8 protein-coding genes are annotated in these 13,693 nt (G+C 75.4%); 6 read left to right on the top strand and 2 right to left on the bottom strand.

The genetic code is table 11. The features are described from left to right. The first annotated feature begins 378 nt into the window (after positions 1-378). The gene (gene helR, locus B073_RS0118880) at positions 379-2,538 is read left to right on the top strand and encodes an RNA polymerase recycling motor ATPase HelR (protein WP_018539646.1); all 2,160 of its coding nucleotides are present in this window, start codon (positions 379-381) and stop codon (positions 2,536-2,538) included. 11 nt (positions 2,539-2,549) lie between these two features. Here the strand turns inward: helR and B073_RS0118875 are convergent, their stop codons facing one another. Further along, complete coding sequence (locus B073_RS0118875; RefSeq protein ID WP_018539645.1) at positions 2,550-3,983, bottom strand: PucR family transcriptional regulator; 1,434 nt, start codon at positions 3,981-3,983, stop codon at positions 2,550-2,552. 11 nt (positions 3,984-3,994) lie between these two features. After that, positions 3,995-4,141, bottom strand: a complete 147-nt coding sequence (locus tag B073_RS47210) for a hypothetical protein (RefSeq protein WP_018539644.1) — start codon at positions 4,139-4,141, stop codon at positions 3,995-3,997. Positions 4,142-4,477: 336 nt separating this feature from the next. Between B073_RS47210 and B073_RS0118865 the strand changes: the two genes are divergently transcribed. The 5 genes from B073_RS0118865 to B073_RS40390 form a co-directional block, all read left to right on the top strand. Further along, entirely contained in the window at positions 4,478-5,497 is a 1,020-nt protein-coding gene (locus B073_RS0118865) for a DUF3068 domain-containing protein (RefSeq protein WP_018539643.1), read from the top strand. A 282-nt stretch (positions 5,498-5,779) separates the two neighbouring features. Beyond that, complete coding sequence (locus B073_RS0118860) at positions 5,780-6,976, top strand: glycosyltransferase family 4 protein (protein WP_018539642.1); 1,197 nt, start codon at positions 5,780-5,782, stop codon at positions 6,974-6,976. A 7-nt stretch (positions 6,977-6,983) separates the two neighbouring features. Next, positions 6,984-7,709: a class I SAM-dependent methyltransferase gene (locus B073_RS0118855; protein WP_018539641.1), complete on the top strand. Its 726-nt coding sequence runs from the start codon at positions 6,984-6,986 to the stop codon at positions 7,707-7,709. Beyond that, positions 7,706-12,220, top strand: coding sequence for an alpha-(1->3)-arabinofuranosyltransferase domain-containing protein (locus tag B073_RS0118850; protein ID WP_018539640.1), 4,515 nt, complete (start codon positions 7,706-7,708; stop codon positions 12,218-12,220). Before B073_RS0118855 ends, B073_RS0118850 begins: the two co-directional genes overlap by 4 nt. After that, on the top strand, positions 12,217-13,693 hold a 1,477-nt coding region (locus B073_RS40390), incomplete at its 3' end, for a hypothetical protein (protein WP_018539639.1). The genes B073_RS0118850 and B073_RS40390, both read left to right, overlap by 4 nt.

The following is a 13,693-nucleotide window of genomic DNA, read 5'->3' as shown; positions in this document are numbered from 1 at the left end:
CAACGCGGCGGGGAGGGGAGGTATTCCGCACGCACAAGCACACGCACAAGAAAAGGCAAGGAGACTTCGCGCTCCTCGCCACTCTCAACGTATAGCGCACAGGGGGCCTTGCGGCAAGGCCCCGGTCGTGCCGCACAATCGCTGGCCTGAACCGGTAGCTGCGGAAACGGGGGCTCGCGAAGTGCGTGTGGTATTGCCTGACTTGGGGTGGAGGGCCGGCGTCGGGCCCGTGACGGGGCGGCTCGCGCTGCCGCGGCGGTCGCTCGGCGCCGCGGAGACCAAGGCGGCGGAGACGGCGAAGACGGCGGAGGCGCAGACACGGGTGTGCGCGTCGGCGCACTCCCGGAGCACGACGGCCCCGGGAGCGGGGGTGCTCGCATGAGTTCGCTGACCACCAGCGCGTTCGGGCTTCCCGAGCGGCTCGCGTCCAAGGGCGACCCGGCGCTGATCGGCGGCGACGAGAAGCACTTCGCGGCCCTCGCGGAGAGCCTCGATCAGGCCGTCGCCGAACTGTCCGACCGCCTCGACGCGGAGCGCCGGGCGCCCGGCGGCGCCGGCCGGCAGGCCATGGACCGGGACCTGGAGATCCACCGGCTGACCGGCCGGCTGCGCGCCCTGCGCCGCTTCGGCCTCGACCTGTGCCTCGGCCACATGGTCCGCGCCGACGACCCCGAGCCGGTGTACGTCGGACGGCTCGGCCTCACCGACAGCGCGGGACGCCGGCTGCTGCTCGACTGGCGCTCCCCCGCCGCCGAACCGTTCTTCGCGGCCACCCACGCCCACCCCATGGGGCTGGCCAGCCGCCGCAGATACCGCTGGACGGGTGGCCGGATCAGCGACTACTGGGACGAGGTGTTCACCGCCGACGGGCGGGAACGGCATGCCGCGCTCGACGACCAGTCCGCCTTCATCGCCAGCCTGGGCGGCAGCCGGTCGCCCCGGATGCGCGAGGTGCTCACCACCATCCAGGCCGACCAGGACGCCGTCATCCGGGCGGGCTCCCGCGGCGCACTGGTCGTCGACGGCGGCCCCGGCACGGGCAAGACCGTCGTCGCGCTGCACCGCTCCGCCTACCTCCTCTACTCCGACCCCCGCCTCGGGCACCGCAGGGGCGGCGTGCTGTTCGTCGGCCCGCACCAGCCCTATCTCGCCTATGTCGCCGACGTGCTGCCCAGTCTCGGGGAGGAGGGCGTGCAGATCTGCACGCTGCGGGACCTCGTCGCCGAGGGGGCCGGCGCGGCCGACGAGGCCGATCCGGAGGTGGCCCGGCTGAAGTCGTCCGCGGACATGGTGCGGGCGATCGAGACGGCCGTGCGGTTCTACGAGGAGCCGCCCACCGAGGGCATGACCGTCACGACCGACTGGGCCGACGTCCGGCTGAGCGCCGACGACTGGGCCGAGGCGTTCGACGCGCCGGACCCGGGCACTCCGCACAACGAGGCGCGCGAGCAGATCTGGGACGAGCTGGTCGCGATCCTGCTGGACAAGCTCGGCGGCGACGACAGCGGCATCTCGCCCGACCGGCTCCGCAGGTCACTGCGGCACGACGAGGAGCTGGTCGGCACGCTCAACCGCGCCTGGCCGCTGCTGGAGGCGGCCGACCTCGTAGGGGACCTGTGGTCGGTGCCGGCGTATCTGCGGATGTGTGCGCCCTGGCTCGACCGCGACGCGGTGCGCAGGCTCCAGCGCAAGGCGGCGCCCCAGGCGTGGACGGTGTCCGACCTGCCGCTGCTGGACGCGGCCCGGCAGCGGCTCGGCGACCCGGAGACGGCCCGGCGCAAGCGCCGGCACCGGGCCGCCGTCGCCGCCGAACGCGCCCGTATGGCCGACGTGATCGACGACATCGTCGCGGCCGACGCCGACGGGGAGGGCGCGGTGACGATGCTGCGCGGCCGCGACCTGCAGGACACCCTGATCGACGAAGACGCGCTGCCCGGAACCGACCCGGACCGGCTCGCCGGCCCCTTCGCGCACATCGTCGTCGACGAGGCCCAGGAACTGACCGACGCCGAGTGGCAGATGCTGCTGCTGCGCTGCCCGTCCCGGAGCTTCACCATCGTCGGGGACCGGGCCCAGGCCCGGCACGGCTTCACCGAGTCGTGGCGGGAGCGGCTCGAACGGATCGGGCTCGACCGGATCGAGGTGGCGTCCCTGAGCATCAACTACCGGACGCCGGAAGAGGTGATGGCGGCGGCCGAGCCGGTCATCCGGGCCGCGCTGCCGGACGCGAACGTGCCGGTCTCCATCCGCAGCAGCGGTGTCCCCGTCGTCCACGGGCACGTCGCGGAGCTGGACTCCGTCCTCGACGGCTGGCTCGCCGGGCACGACGACGGGACGGCGTGCGTCATCGGCGCGCCCGCGTTCCGGGAGCGGCCCCGGGTCCGGTCGCTGACTCCGGAGCTGTCGAAGGGGCTCGAATTCGACCTGGTCGTGCTCGTCGAGCCGGAGACGTTCGGCGAGGGGATCGAGGGGGCGGTGGACCGCTATGTCGCGATGACCCGGGCGACCCGGCAGCTGGTCGTCCTGACGGGTTCCTGAGCCCCGGCCGGCTACCCCAGTTCGCCGCGCAACCGCCGTGCCCGGAGGACGAGTTCGAGTTCGAAGCGGCGGTCGGGATCGTCGACGTCGGGGCCCCACAGTTCGCGGATCTGGCGAAGGCGGTAGCGGACGGTCTGCGGGTGGACGCCGAGGCGGGCGGCGATCTCGGGGGCGCCGCCGCGGGTCTCCAGCCAGGCGAGCAAAGTCTCGGCCAGGCGGCGGCCGTGGGTGGGGCCGCAGTGGTCGAGCGGGGCGAGCCGGCGGCGGGTGAGGTCCTCGATCAGTTCGCCGGGCGGCAGCAGGACCAGTGCCTCGGTGTGCTCGGTGCACTGCAGGAGTTCGCCGGCGGGCAGCAGTCCGCGCTCCATCAGGTCGACCGCGGAGGCCGCCCAGCGCAGCGACTTCCCGGCGTCCGGCAGCGGCACGGCGGGGCCGATGGCGCCCGACCAGCCGGCCGCGGCGCGGGCCAGCAGCTCGCGGCGGCCCGGGGCGTCCGGGTCCGGCACCACCAGCCGGGGCCGTTCGCACTCCATGTCCAGCAGGATCCCGTCGGCCACCGCGGGCGCGACCGCCTCCCGGTCCGGGCGCAGCAGCACCGCCACCGCGACCCGTTCGGGCAGCGGCCAGCCGAGCAGCCGGGCGCGTTCGGCGAGTTGGGGGTGGGGGTTCCCGTGCCCGTGCCGGCCGTCGGACGGGCCCCCGGCCCCGTGGGCGGGCGGAGGCGACGCCGTGGGAAGCCCACCGGGCCCGGCAGCGCGGAGGGAGGCGGTGCCGGGCGTGGCGGCGACCCCAGAGGCACGGCCGGACGCGGACCCGGAGGCACGGCCGGACGTGGCGTCGGACGCCGGCCCGTACGCCACACCGCCCGTCCCGCGACGCGTCCCCTCCCGGGTGTACGGTTCCGGCTCCGCGAACAGCTGGTCCATCAGGCGGCGCTGCATCCGGAGGCGTTCGCCGGCCTGGCGGGCGGCGGCCTCCGCATAGCCGCGGACGGATTCGGCGACCAGCCCGTCGAGGTACTCGAAGCCGGACTCGGCCAGTTCGTACATGGCGGGCGCGGGAATGGCGACCTGCTGGCCGATCCCCGCCAGCCGCCGCCAGGCCAGCCGCACCCCCAGCCGGTAGATCGCCTGGAGGGCGTCCAGGCTGCGGCCCTGGAGGACCTCGCCGCGGCCGAACTCCTGGAAGACGCGCGGGTGGACGTGCGGCCGGTCCGGTGCGGCGGTGAGGTGCGCGACGAAGTGCTCCAGGGACTGGCGGATGCCGACCAGGGCCCGCGGCTCCCCCGACTCGTCGGGGACCAGCGGCAGTCGGGGGTACTCCCGGCGGATCTCGCGGAAGATCTCCTGCGCCAGCGCGGGGACTTCCTCCAGGGCGAGGGCGGCGAACCGGTGCACCTGATGGGGCGGCACCTCCTGCCAGGCCGAGCGGACCGCGGTCACCACGATGCGGCCCCCTACGCGCCGGGCCGGCCGAAGGTCACCAGTGGCACGTTCGGTTGCTCGGGGGTGGCCTGCAGGGCGGCGACGATGCCCAGCGCGGCGCCCACGGCCAGGGCGGCGGCGGCCAGCGCGGTCAGCGCGGCGGCGAGCGTGCGGTGCATGGCGCGGCGATCCCTTCGTCGGCAGCCGGTACCGGGCGAACGGCACGAACCGGTACCGGAGAGCGGCAACAGCGAGGACGTCGGCAGTCGACAGGCGTACGGCCGCGGTGCGGGCGGCCCTGCGGCCCCGCGGCCCGCGGGGTGCGACGGCTCGGAGGACCGGCGGCGGTGCCGCGTTCCCACCGCGCGGCGCCGCTTCGGTCGTGGTGCCTGCCGAGTGTGGAAGGGCATTGACGCGCTGTCAAGGGTTCGCTTACGTTCCCGGCCCATGACGCCGCGTCGCGGCGCCGCACGTGCACCAGGGCGTGTTCCCCCACCGCTTCCAGGAGTGCTCGTATGCGCCGATCCAGATATTCCGGCCGTTCCGCGGCGTCCCCCGCGGCCCCCGCGCCCGCCGCCCGCACCGCCTCGCCGCTCTCCCTGGCCCTCCTGGGCGCCGGGGTGTTCCTGCTGGTGCTGGCCGCGCTGCTGGCCTGGTACGTGACGCCGCGGGCCGCGGTCACCCCCGTGGACGTGGACGTCACCACCGTCTTCACCGGCACCGGCAGCTACTTCGACGCCGGCGCGCTGACCACCCGCGACGGGCAGCGGATCACCGTCACCCGGCACGTACTGGGCGATGTCGCGGCGAGCGGGCGGAGCGGGCGGGCGGTCTGGGACGTGTCCACGACGGTGGACACCCCGCGGACGCTGCCGCTCGCGGACCCGCGCCGGTCGTTCCAGTGGACCACCGGCCGCTGGGTCACCGACCGGCGCAGCAACGCCCCGGTGCACTGCTGCGGGGAGTACCCCACCCGCTTCGACGGGGACGCCTACCTCAAGTTCCCCTTCGCGCTGGAGAAGAGGACCTACCGCTGGTGGGACGACACCCTCGGCGCGGCCGTCCCGCTCCGCTTCGCCGGCACCGTGCGGCTGCCGGGGATCACCGGCTACCGCTTCACCGGGACCGTGCCGGCCACCCGGACCGGCACCCGGCAGGTCCCCGGGCGGCTGGTCGGCCGGCCCGGACAGGGCCAGATCCAGGCCGAGGAGTGGTACGCGAACACCGGGATCAGCCTGGTCGTCGAGGAGCGCACCGGGCGGATCGTCGACGCGTCGATCGCGCCGGTCAAGACGCTGCGGGCACCCGGCGCCCGGCGGGACGCGGTGGTGCTGCTGCGGGCCCGGCGCCTGGCGTTCACCCCGGCCACCCGGCGGGCCCAGACCGCCCTGGCGCGGGCCGACCGCGACAAGCTGACGCTGGTCGGGCGGACCCTGCCGGTGGCGGCGGCCACGGCCGGCGCGCTGCTCGCCGTCGCCGCCGGGGTGCTGGTGGCCCGCGGCCGGCGGTCCGGTGGCCGGTTCTCAGCGGCGTGACGACGTGACGGGCGGGACCGGAGCGGATTTTGTCACCCCGGTGAGTAGCCGCGGGCCCGTCCCGCCGCGAACACTGTGCCTCCCACACCGGGAACACGCCCCCGCACGACCCCGTACCACCCCGCACGCCCCCGCACCGTCCGTCCCGTACACCCGCCGACCGCTCCGCGCGACCCGTCCCCCGCCCCCACCGCTCCCCGACGCGCCGCACGACCCGCACGACTCAGCACGCAGTACGTCCCCCACCGCCGGTACCGCACCCTGAGACGAGTTGGATCGCACATGCCCCAGCATGTACCCCCCTCCCCACCGCTGACCGCCGCACCGCCCGTCCCCTTTCCGGCCGTTCAGCCTGCTCAGCCCGCTCCGTCGGCGTCCCCCGCGCCGGCGCCGGCCGCACCCCCGCTCCCCCGCCGGATCGTCTTCCTGGCCCGCCGCGACCTGGGCAACCCCGCCGCCGGCGGCTCCGAACTGCTGGTGGACCGGATCGCCGACGGGCTCACCGCCCACGGCCACGAGGTGACGCTGCTGTGCGGCGGGCAGGCGGCCGAGCACGGCTACCGCGTCCTGTCGGCGGGCGGCGACGCCGGCCACTTCCTGCGCGTCCCCCGCCAGCTGGCGCGCCGGACCGGCGGCTGCGATCTGCTGGTCGAGGTCTGCAACGGCATGCCGTACCTGGCGCCGCTGTGGCACCGCGGGCCGACGCTGTGCCTGGTCAACCACGTCCACACCGACCTGTGGCGGATGCGCTACCCGGCGCCCGCCGCCCGGCTCGGCCGCCGTCTGGAGCACTGGGCGCTGGCCGGCACCCACCGCGGCAACCTGATGGTCGCGGTCTCCGACTCGACCGCCGCCGCACTGCACGACCTCGGCGTCGCACCGGACCGGATCCGGCTGGTCCACAACGGCGTCGAGGAGCCCGGCCCGCTCGTCCCCGAGGCCCCCGAGCCGCTGTTCCTGGCCATGGGCCGGCTCGTCGAGTACAAGCGGATCGACCTGCTGCTGCGGCTGTGGGAGCGGGTCCGGCCGGTCACCGGCGGTCGGCTGGTGATCGTCGGCGACGGCCCGGAACGCGACCGGCTGACCGCGCTCGCCGGCCCCGGCGTCACCTTCACCGGCCGGATATCCGAACAGCGCAAGCACCAACTCCTTTGCTCCGCCTGGCTGTTGCTGCACCCCTCGCTCGTCGAGGGCTGGGGCCTGGTGGTGATGGAGGCCGCCGCCCGCCGCACCCCCACCGTCGGCTTCGACATCCCCGGACTGCGGGACTCCGTCGAGGACGGCACCACCGGGCTGCTGGCCCGCGGCGAGAGCACCTTCGCCGCGCACTGGTGCACCCTGGGCCTGAGCGCCCGGCGGCGGCACGCCCTGGGCGCCGCCGCCGCCGGCCGCGCCGCCCGCTTCAGATGGAGCCGGACCGTCCGCAGCTTCCGGGCTGTCGCCGCGGAGGCGTACCTCCGACCGCTCCCCGGGTGGTGACCGCCCCGTGCGCGACCCCTCGCTGCGCAGGTCCCTCGCCCTCTTCCGGGCCTTCCTGAACGAACCCGCCGACCCCGGGCACTGCTACCGGCTGCTCGCCCGGGACGCCGCCGACCAGGTCGAACGGTACGTCCCGCTGCGCGGCGCGGTGGTCGCCGACGTCGGCGGCGGCAGCGGCCACTTCACCGAGGAGTTCCGCCGCCGCGGCGCCCACGGCTACCTCTTCGAACCCGACCCCGCCGAACTCACCGCCCGCGGCCGGACCCCCGACGGCGCGGTGCGCGCCGACGGCTACCTGCTGCCGCTCGCCGACGGCGCCGCCGACGTCTGCTTCTCCTCCAACGTCCTGGAGCACGTGGCCGACCCGCAGACCTTCCTCAGCGAACTGGTCCGGGTCACCCGCCCCGGCGGCCTGATCTACGTGGCGTTCACCAACTGGCTCTCCCCCTGGGGCGGCCACGAGACCGCACCCTGGCACTACCTCGGCGCCGCGCGGGCCCGCCGCCGCTACCACCGGCGCACCGGCCGCCCCGCCAAACACACCCTGGGCGAGAACCTCTTCGCCGTGCACATCGGCCCCACCCTGCGCCAGGTCCGCGCCCGGGACGACGTCGCCGTCGTCACCGCCCGCTCCCGCTACGCGCCGTTCCTCGCCGAGACCATCCCCCGCCTCCCCGGCGTCCGCGAGATCGCCACCTGGAACCTCCTCCTCATCCTCCGGCGGTTGCCATGACCCAGACGCTGAAGATGTCCCCGTCCCCCGGCGTGCCCGACGCCGGCGGCACCCCGGCCACCGCCCCCGCGCCACCGCCCGGCGAACCCCGGCGCAGGCGCTGGCTGTTCGCCTTCTGGGCCGCCGTCCTGGTCGCGTTCCTGGCCCCCTCCCCGGGGAAGACGACGTTCGAGACGAAACTGGGGGTGGCCCTCGACCCCTGGCGGTTCCTCACCGACCTCGGACAGATGTGGCACGACCGGGCCGGCTTCGGCGGCCTCGCCGACCAGTACATCGGCTACGCCTTCCCCTCCCTCCCGTATTACGGCGCGGCCCACCTCGTCCACCTGCCGGTCTGGCTCGCCGAGCGGCTGTGGATGTCGCTGATCGTCACCGCCGCCTTCTGGGGCGCGCTGCGGCTCGCCGAACGGTTCCGCGCCGGCAGCCCGCCCACCCGGCTGCTGGGCGCCGCCTGCTACGCCCTGTGGCCCGCCTTCACCCTCGTCGTCGGCTCCACCTCCGCCGCCGCCCTGCCCGGCGCCCTGCTGCCCTGGGTCCTGCTGCCGCTCACCGACCACCGGCTCGACGCCCGTGCCGCGGCGACCCGTTCGGCCCTGCTGATCCCCTTCATGGGCGGCGTCAACGCGGCCTCCACCCTGGCCGCCCTGCTGCCCGCCCTGCTGTACCTGCTCTCCCGTACGGGCCCCCGCCGCCGCGCCCTGCTCGTCCGATGGCTGCCCGGCGTCGTCCTGGCCACCGCCTGGTGGACCATCCCGCTGCTCCTCCTGGGCCTGCACGGCGAGAACTTCATGCCGTTCATCGAACAGGCCGACACCACCACCGGCACCATGTCCGCCACCGAACTGCTGCGCGGCGCCGGCAACTGGGTCGGCTACCTCGACTTCGGCAAACCCTGGCTGCCCGCCGGCCGGACCCTGACCGGCAACGCCGCCGCCGTCGCCGGCTCGGCACTCGCCGCCGCCCTCGGCCTGGCCGGCCTGGCCCGCCGCGACCTGCCCGAACGCCGCTGGCTGCTGCTCACCGTCCTGACCATCGCCCTGATCACCCTGGCCGGCTACGGCGGCGCCCTCGGCGGCCCCCTGCACGGCACCTGGCAGGACTGGCTGAACGGCTGGCTGCGCCCGTTCCGCAACATCTACAAGTTCACCCCCGGCCTCGGCCTGGCACTCGCCCTGGGGCTGGCCCACCTACTGGCCGCCGTCCGGTGGACGGGCACCGGGCGGCGCGCCACCCGCCCGGCCGCCCGCCGGCTGCCCGCCGCCGTCGCCGCGGTGCTCGTCCTGCCCGCCCTCGCCCTGCCCTACCTCAACGGCGACGTCCTCCAGCCCGGCGCCTTCACCCACCTCCCCGCCTACTGGCAGCAGACCGCCGGCTGGCTGAAGACCCACACCCACGGCAGCCGCGCCCTGGTCGTCCCCGCCACCGCACACGGCCTGTTCACCTGGGGCTCCCCCATCGACGACCCCCTCGACGTGCTCGCCCGCTCCCCCTGGGCGCAGCGCGACTTCGTGCCGTTCGGCACCCCCGGCTCCCGCCGCGCCCTGGACGCCGTCGAACAGGCCCTGCTCACCGGCGCCGAGGTCCCCGGCCTGCGCGACTACCTGCACCGGGCCGGCATCCACGACGTCGTGGTCCGCAACGACCTCGACCCCGACCAGATCGGCTACGTCCCCCCGCAGACCGTCGCACGCACCCTGGAGGCGTCCGGCTACCGCAAGACCGCCGCCTTCGGGCCGCTCACCACCGGCGGCCGCATCCCCGCCGAGGCCCCCCTCCAGGTCCAGGGCCTCTACCCGCGGCAGCGCTCCGTGGAGATCTACCGGCCGCAGGGCGTCCCCGAACCCGGCCCCGTCACCGCCCCCGCCGCCGCGGCCACCGCCCAGCTCAGCGGCGGCCCGGAAGCCCTCCTCCAGCTCGCCGCCGACCCCTCACTGCGCGACCGGCCCACCGTCCTCACCGGCGACCGCCACCCCGGCATCGGCACCCCACCGCTCCAGCTCACCGCCGACGGGCTGCGCCGCGCCGACACCCGCTTCGGCCTGGTCAACAGCAACACCTCGTACACCTACACCGCCGACGAGACCAACCTCCCCGGCAGCCTCCAGGACCCCGGCCGACCACCCCGGCAGATCCTCCCGGCCTCCGGCATCGCGCACCAGACCACCGCCGTCCTGCGCGGCGCCGCCGCCGTCACCGCCTCCTCCAGCGGCAACTGGCTCTTCCACCTGCCGCAGTACGACCCCGTCAACGCCTTCGACGGCAACCCCGACACCGCCTGGGCCGAGGGCAGCGCCGGCAACCCCGTCGGCCAGTGGATCCGCGTCACCTTCACCACGCCCACCGACATCCCCGCCCACCTCTTTGTCACCCCGCTCCCCGGCGACGGGCTGCGCGCCGCCCCCACCGCCGTCCGCGTCCGGACCGACCGCGGCAGCGCCGACAGCACCCTCCGCCCCGACGGCACCCGCCAGCGGATCAAGGCCCCGCCCGGCAGGGCCACCTGGCTCCAACTCACCATCCTGGGCTCGCAGAGCCCGCGCACCGGCCTCTCCGGCGCCGGCTTCACCGAGATCTCCGTCCCCGGCGTCCAGGTCACCCGGCTGCTCCAACTCCCCACCGACGCCGCGAAGTCCGACGCCCCCTCCGAAATCGTCTCCCTCCACCGGGGCAGCGACCCGGGCGGCCTCTCACCCGCCTCGGCCGAGACCGGCCTGCATCGCCAGTTCAGCACCGGCCGCACCGCCCCGTACACCGTGACCGGCAGCGCGCTCGCCGTCCCCGGCAGCGCCCTCGACCGGCTCCTGGACCAGGTCGCCCCCGAACAGAAGGACCGGATCACCGCCACCGCCGACTCCACCAGCTTCGGCTTCGGCCGCTCCCTCAGCCCCCGCAACCTCGTCGACGGCGACCTGACGACGGCCTGGATCGCCGGCGCCAAACCCACCCTCCACCTGCGCTGGCCCGGCAAGAAGAAGATCGACCGGATCGTCCTGGCGGCCGCCGGCGGCATCTCCACCCGCCCCGAACAGATCCAGCTCGACTCGCCCTACGGAGCGGCCACCGCCGGCGTCGACGACAACGGCCTGGCCCGCTTCGATGCGATCACCACCGACCGCCTCGACATCACCATCAGCAAGGTCAAGGAACTCACCCTCAGCAACCCCCTCGCCGGCCAGCCCCTCCAACTCCCCGTCGGCCTCAGCGAGGTCTACGTCCCCGCCCTCGACGCCTACCGCACCCCCCGCCCGGACCCCGCCAAGCGCTTCGCCCTCCCCTGCGGCAAGGGCCCCGTGCTCGCCGTCGACGGCATCCTCTACGCCACCGAGGCCGCCGGACACGTCCGCGACCTCACCGACCGCCGCCCCGTCACCGTCCGCCCCTGCGGCCCCGCCGCCCCCGACAGCCAACTCCTCCTCCGCGCCGGCCAACACCGCGTGGAGGCCGGCGACCAGGGTGCACTGGTACTTACGGATGTGAGGCTGGAGAGGGGAGAGACGGGAGGGACTGCAGAGATCGGAAAGACCAGAGATACCGGAGAAACCGGAGAGGCGAGTGCGGGGGCGCGGGGCTTCTCTCCCGCTCCCACTCGCGCTGCCGTCGGCGGTCGGTCCTCCGACGGTCGGTCCGCCGACGGCCAGTCCTCCGGCGGTCAGCACTCCGGCAGGACCGCTGAGGCGGCGGCACGGACGGTCGCCGCCAAGGACTGGTCCGGCGACCACCGCACCGTCACCATCGGCGCCGGCCAGGCCGCCTACCTCCAGCTCCACGAGAACGCCAACGACGGCTGGCACGCCACCCTCGACGGCCGGGAACTCACCCCGCTCCGCGTGGACGGCTGGCAGCAGGCGTTCCTCGTCCCGGCCGGCGCCGGCGGCACCGTCACGCTCTCCTACGCCCCGGCCACCTTCTACGACCTGGGCCTGATCGCCGGCGCCCTGGGCATCGCCGCACTCCTCACCTCCGCCCTGATCCGCCGCCCGCGCCGCACCCCACCGGCCCCGCCGCCCACTGCGCAGCAACCGCCCGCCCCGTCCTGGGTTCTGGGCACGCTGGCCCTCACGGCGGTGCTGGCCCTGGCCGCCGGCCCGTACGCGCTGATCGTCGTACCGCTGGCCCTGGTGGCCCGGCTCCGGCCGCGGGCGCTGGTACCGCTGGCGGGCACCGCGATGCTCGCGGCCGGCATCACGGCGGCCGTCGGCGCGGGCCACCCCGTCGCCGATCGCACGGGCGCCTTCAGCCCCCTCGCCCAGGCCCTGGCCCTCCTGGCACTCACGGCGGCGGTCGTCACCGTCACCTCGCCGACGGCCACAATCAGCGCCACCGCTGCCGGAAATGCGTCCGGGCCCGGGTCCGGGCCCAGGCCCGCGACTGACTCCGCACGGCCGGCCCGGGAGGGCACGGCGGGACCGCCCCAGGAGAACGCCGGCGGGCCACCCTGGGAAGGCGCGGGACGGCCACCGCAGGAGGACGCAGCCATGTCGCCCCAGCAGGACGCAGGTGGGCCAGAATGACCGCCCGCCAACCGGCCCGCCACGACCCGCCGCAGGCACGGGACGGCGCCCGCCTCCCCGCCGGCATCCGCCTCCCCGCCGGCATCCGCCTCCCCGCCGGCATCCGCATCCCGTTCCCCCTCGTGGACGAGATCTCCCGCCACTGCCTGGAGGACGCCGAACCAGAGACCGTCCACATAGAAGTGCACCTCCCCGGCCGACTCGACCACGAACGGCTACGCACCGCCTTCCACCAGGCCCTCGCCCGCCATCCACGCGTCCTGATGCGCCAGATGCCGACCCGCTGGTGGCACCGCCACTACACCTGGCAACTCACCCCGACCCCGGACGTGGACCCGGTCGCCTTCCCGCCCCCAGGCCCCGACGCCCTCACCCACGCCCGGTCCCGCGCACTCACCGCATGCCCTCCCCTGGACGCCTCACCACCCCTCCGCCTGGAGGTGATCGAGCCATCCCCCACCGGCGGCCACACCTCCACCGGCGGTCACACCCCCACCGGAGACACCGGCGGCACCGTAGACACCGGCGGCACCGTGCTGCTGCTCACCGTCCACCACACCGCCCTGGACGCCCCTGCCTGCCTCCGCATCCTGGCCACCGCCGCCGAGCTGTACACCGGTGCCCCCGACGCGCCCCTGCCTCCACTCGTGCCTCCGCTCGACGTGCCCCGGCCTCTTCCCTCACTCCTCTCCCGCCCCAACCCCCTCACCCGCCCGGCCCGCCTCGCCCCCGACCACACCGCGACAACGGCCACCGCCCCGCCCACCGGCAACGGCCTGCTCCTCACCGACCTCCCCCTCCCCGCCCGCACCCCGCGCCCCACCGACCAAACCCCCCGTCCCCCCTACACCATCAACGACCAACTCCTCGTCGCCACCTACCTGATGGCGACCCGCTGGAACCAACTCCACCCACTCCACCACCACCGCCCCACCGCCCCCGTCGTGCTCACCATGCCCGTCGACGACCGACCACGCGGCCCCCACATGCCCATCGGCAACGGCACCCGCCTCACCCAAGTCCCCTTCCCCCCACCTTCACCCCCGCCCCCACCCCTCACGCGCCTCCTCCACCAGACCGCCGCCCGCACCCGCGCCCTCAAATCGGCCACCCCGCACTCCCAACTCGGCCTGCCCGCAACCCTGCTGACCTCCCTCCCCCTCCCCATCGGCCCGCGCCGCGCCCTCATCCGCGCCCTCCGCGCCCTCGCCGCCCCCTGGTCGCCCACCGCCCTCGTCTCCAACATCGGCCGCGTCCCGTACCCCCTCGACTTCGGCGAAACGGGCGGCCGGGCGACCGCGGTGTGGTTCTCCGCCCCGGCCCGGATGCCCCGCGGCCTGAGCATCACCACCGCCGCCACCCACGACGGCAACCGCATCCACCTCGCCCTCCGCTGGTCCCGCGCCCTCCTCGACGACACCTCCGCCACCCACCTCCTCACCCTCCTCCGCTCCTCCTTCGCCACCCCCACCC

It is taken from the genome of Streptomyces sp. MspMP-M5, from assembly GCF_000373585.1.
Classification (GTDB): domain Bacteria; phylum Actinomycetota; class Actinomycetes; order Streptomycetales; family Streptomycetaceae; genus Streptomyces.
Note: the sequence above shows the minus strand (reverse complement) of the source record. Positions and strands in the feature narration are given on the sequence as shown.

Excerpts from the sequence above, each read along its gene's own strand:
- helR (WP_018539646.1), top strand. The coding sequence starts at position 379 with ATGAGTTCGCTGACCACCAGCGCGTTCGGGCTTCCCGAGCGGCTCGCG.
- B073_RS0118865 (WP_018539643.1), top strand. The coding sequence starts at position 4,478 with ATGCGCCGATCCAGATATTCCGGCCGTTCCGCGGCGTCCCCCGCGGCC.
- B073_RS0118860 (WP_018539642.1), top strand. The coding sequence starts at position 5,780 with ATGCCCCAGCATGTACCCCCCTCCCCACCGCTGACCGCCGCACCGCCC.
- B073_RS47210 (WP_018539644.1), bottom strand. The coding sequence starts at position 4,141 with ATGCACCGCACGCTCGCCGCCGCGCTGACCGCGCTGGCCGCCGCCGCC.
- B073_RS0118850 (WP_018539640.1), top strand. The coding sequence starts at position 7,706 with ATGACCCAGACGCTGAAGATGTCCCCGTCCCCCGGCGTGCCCGACGCC.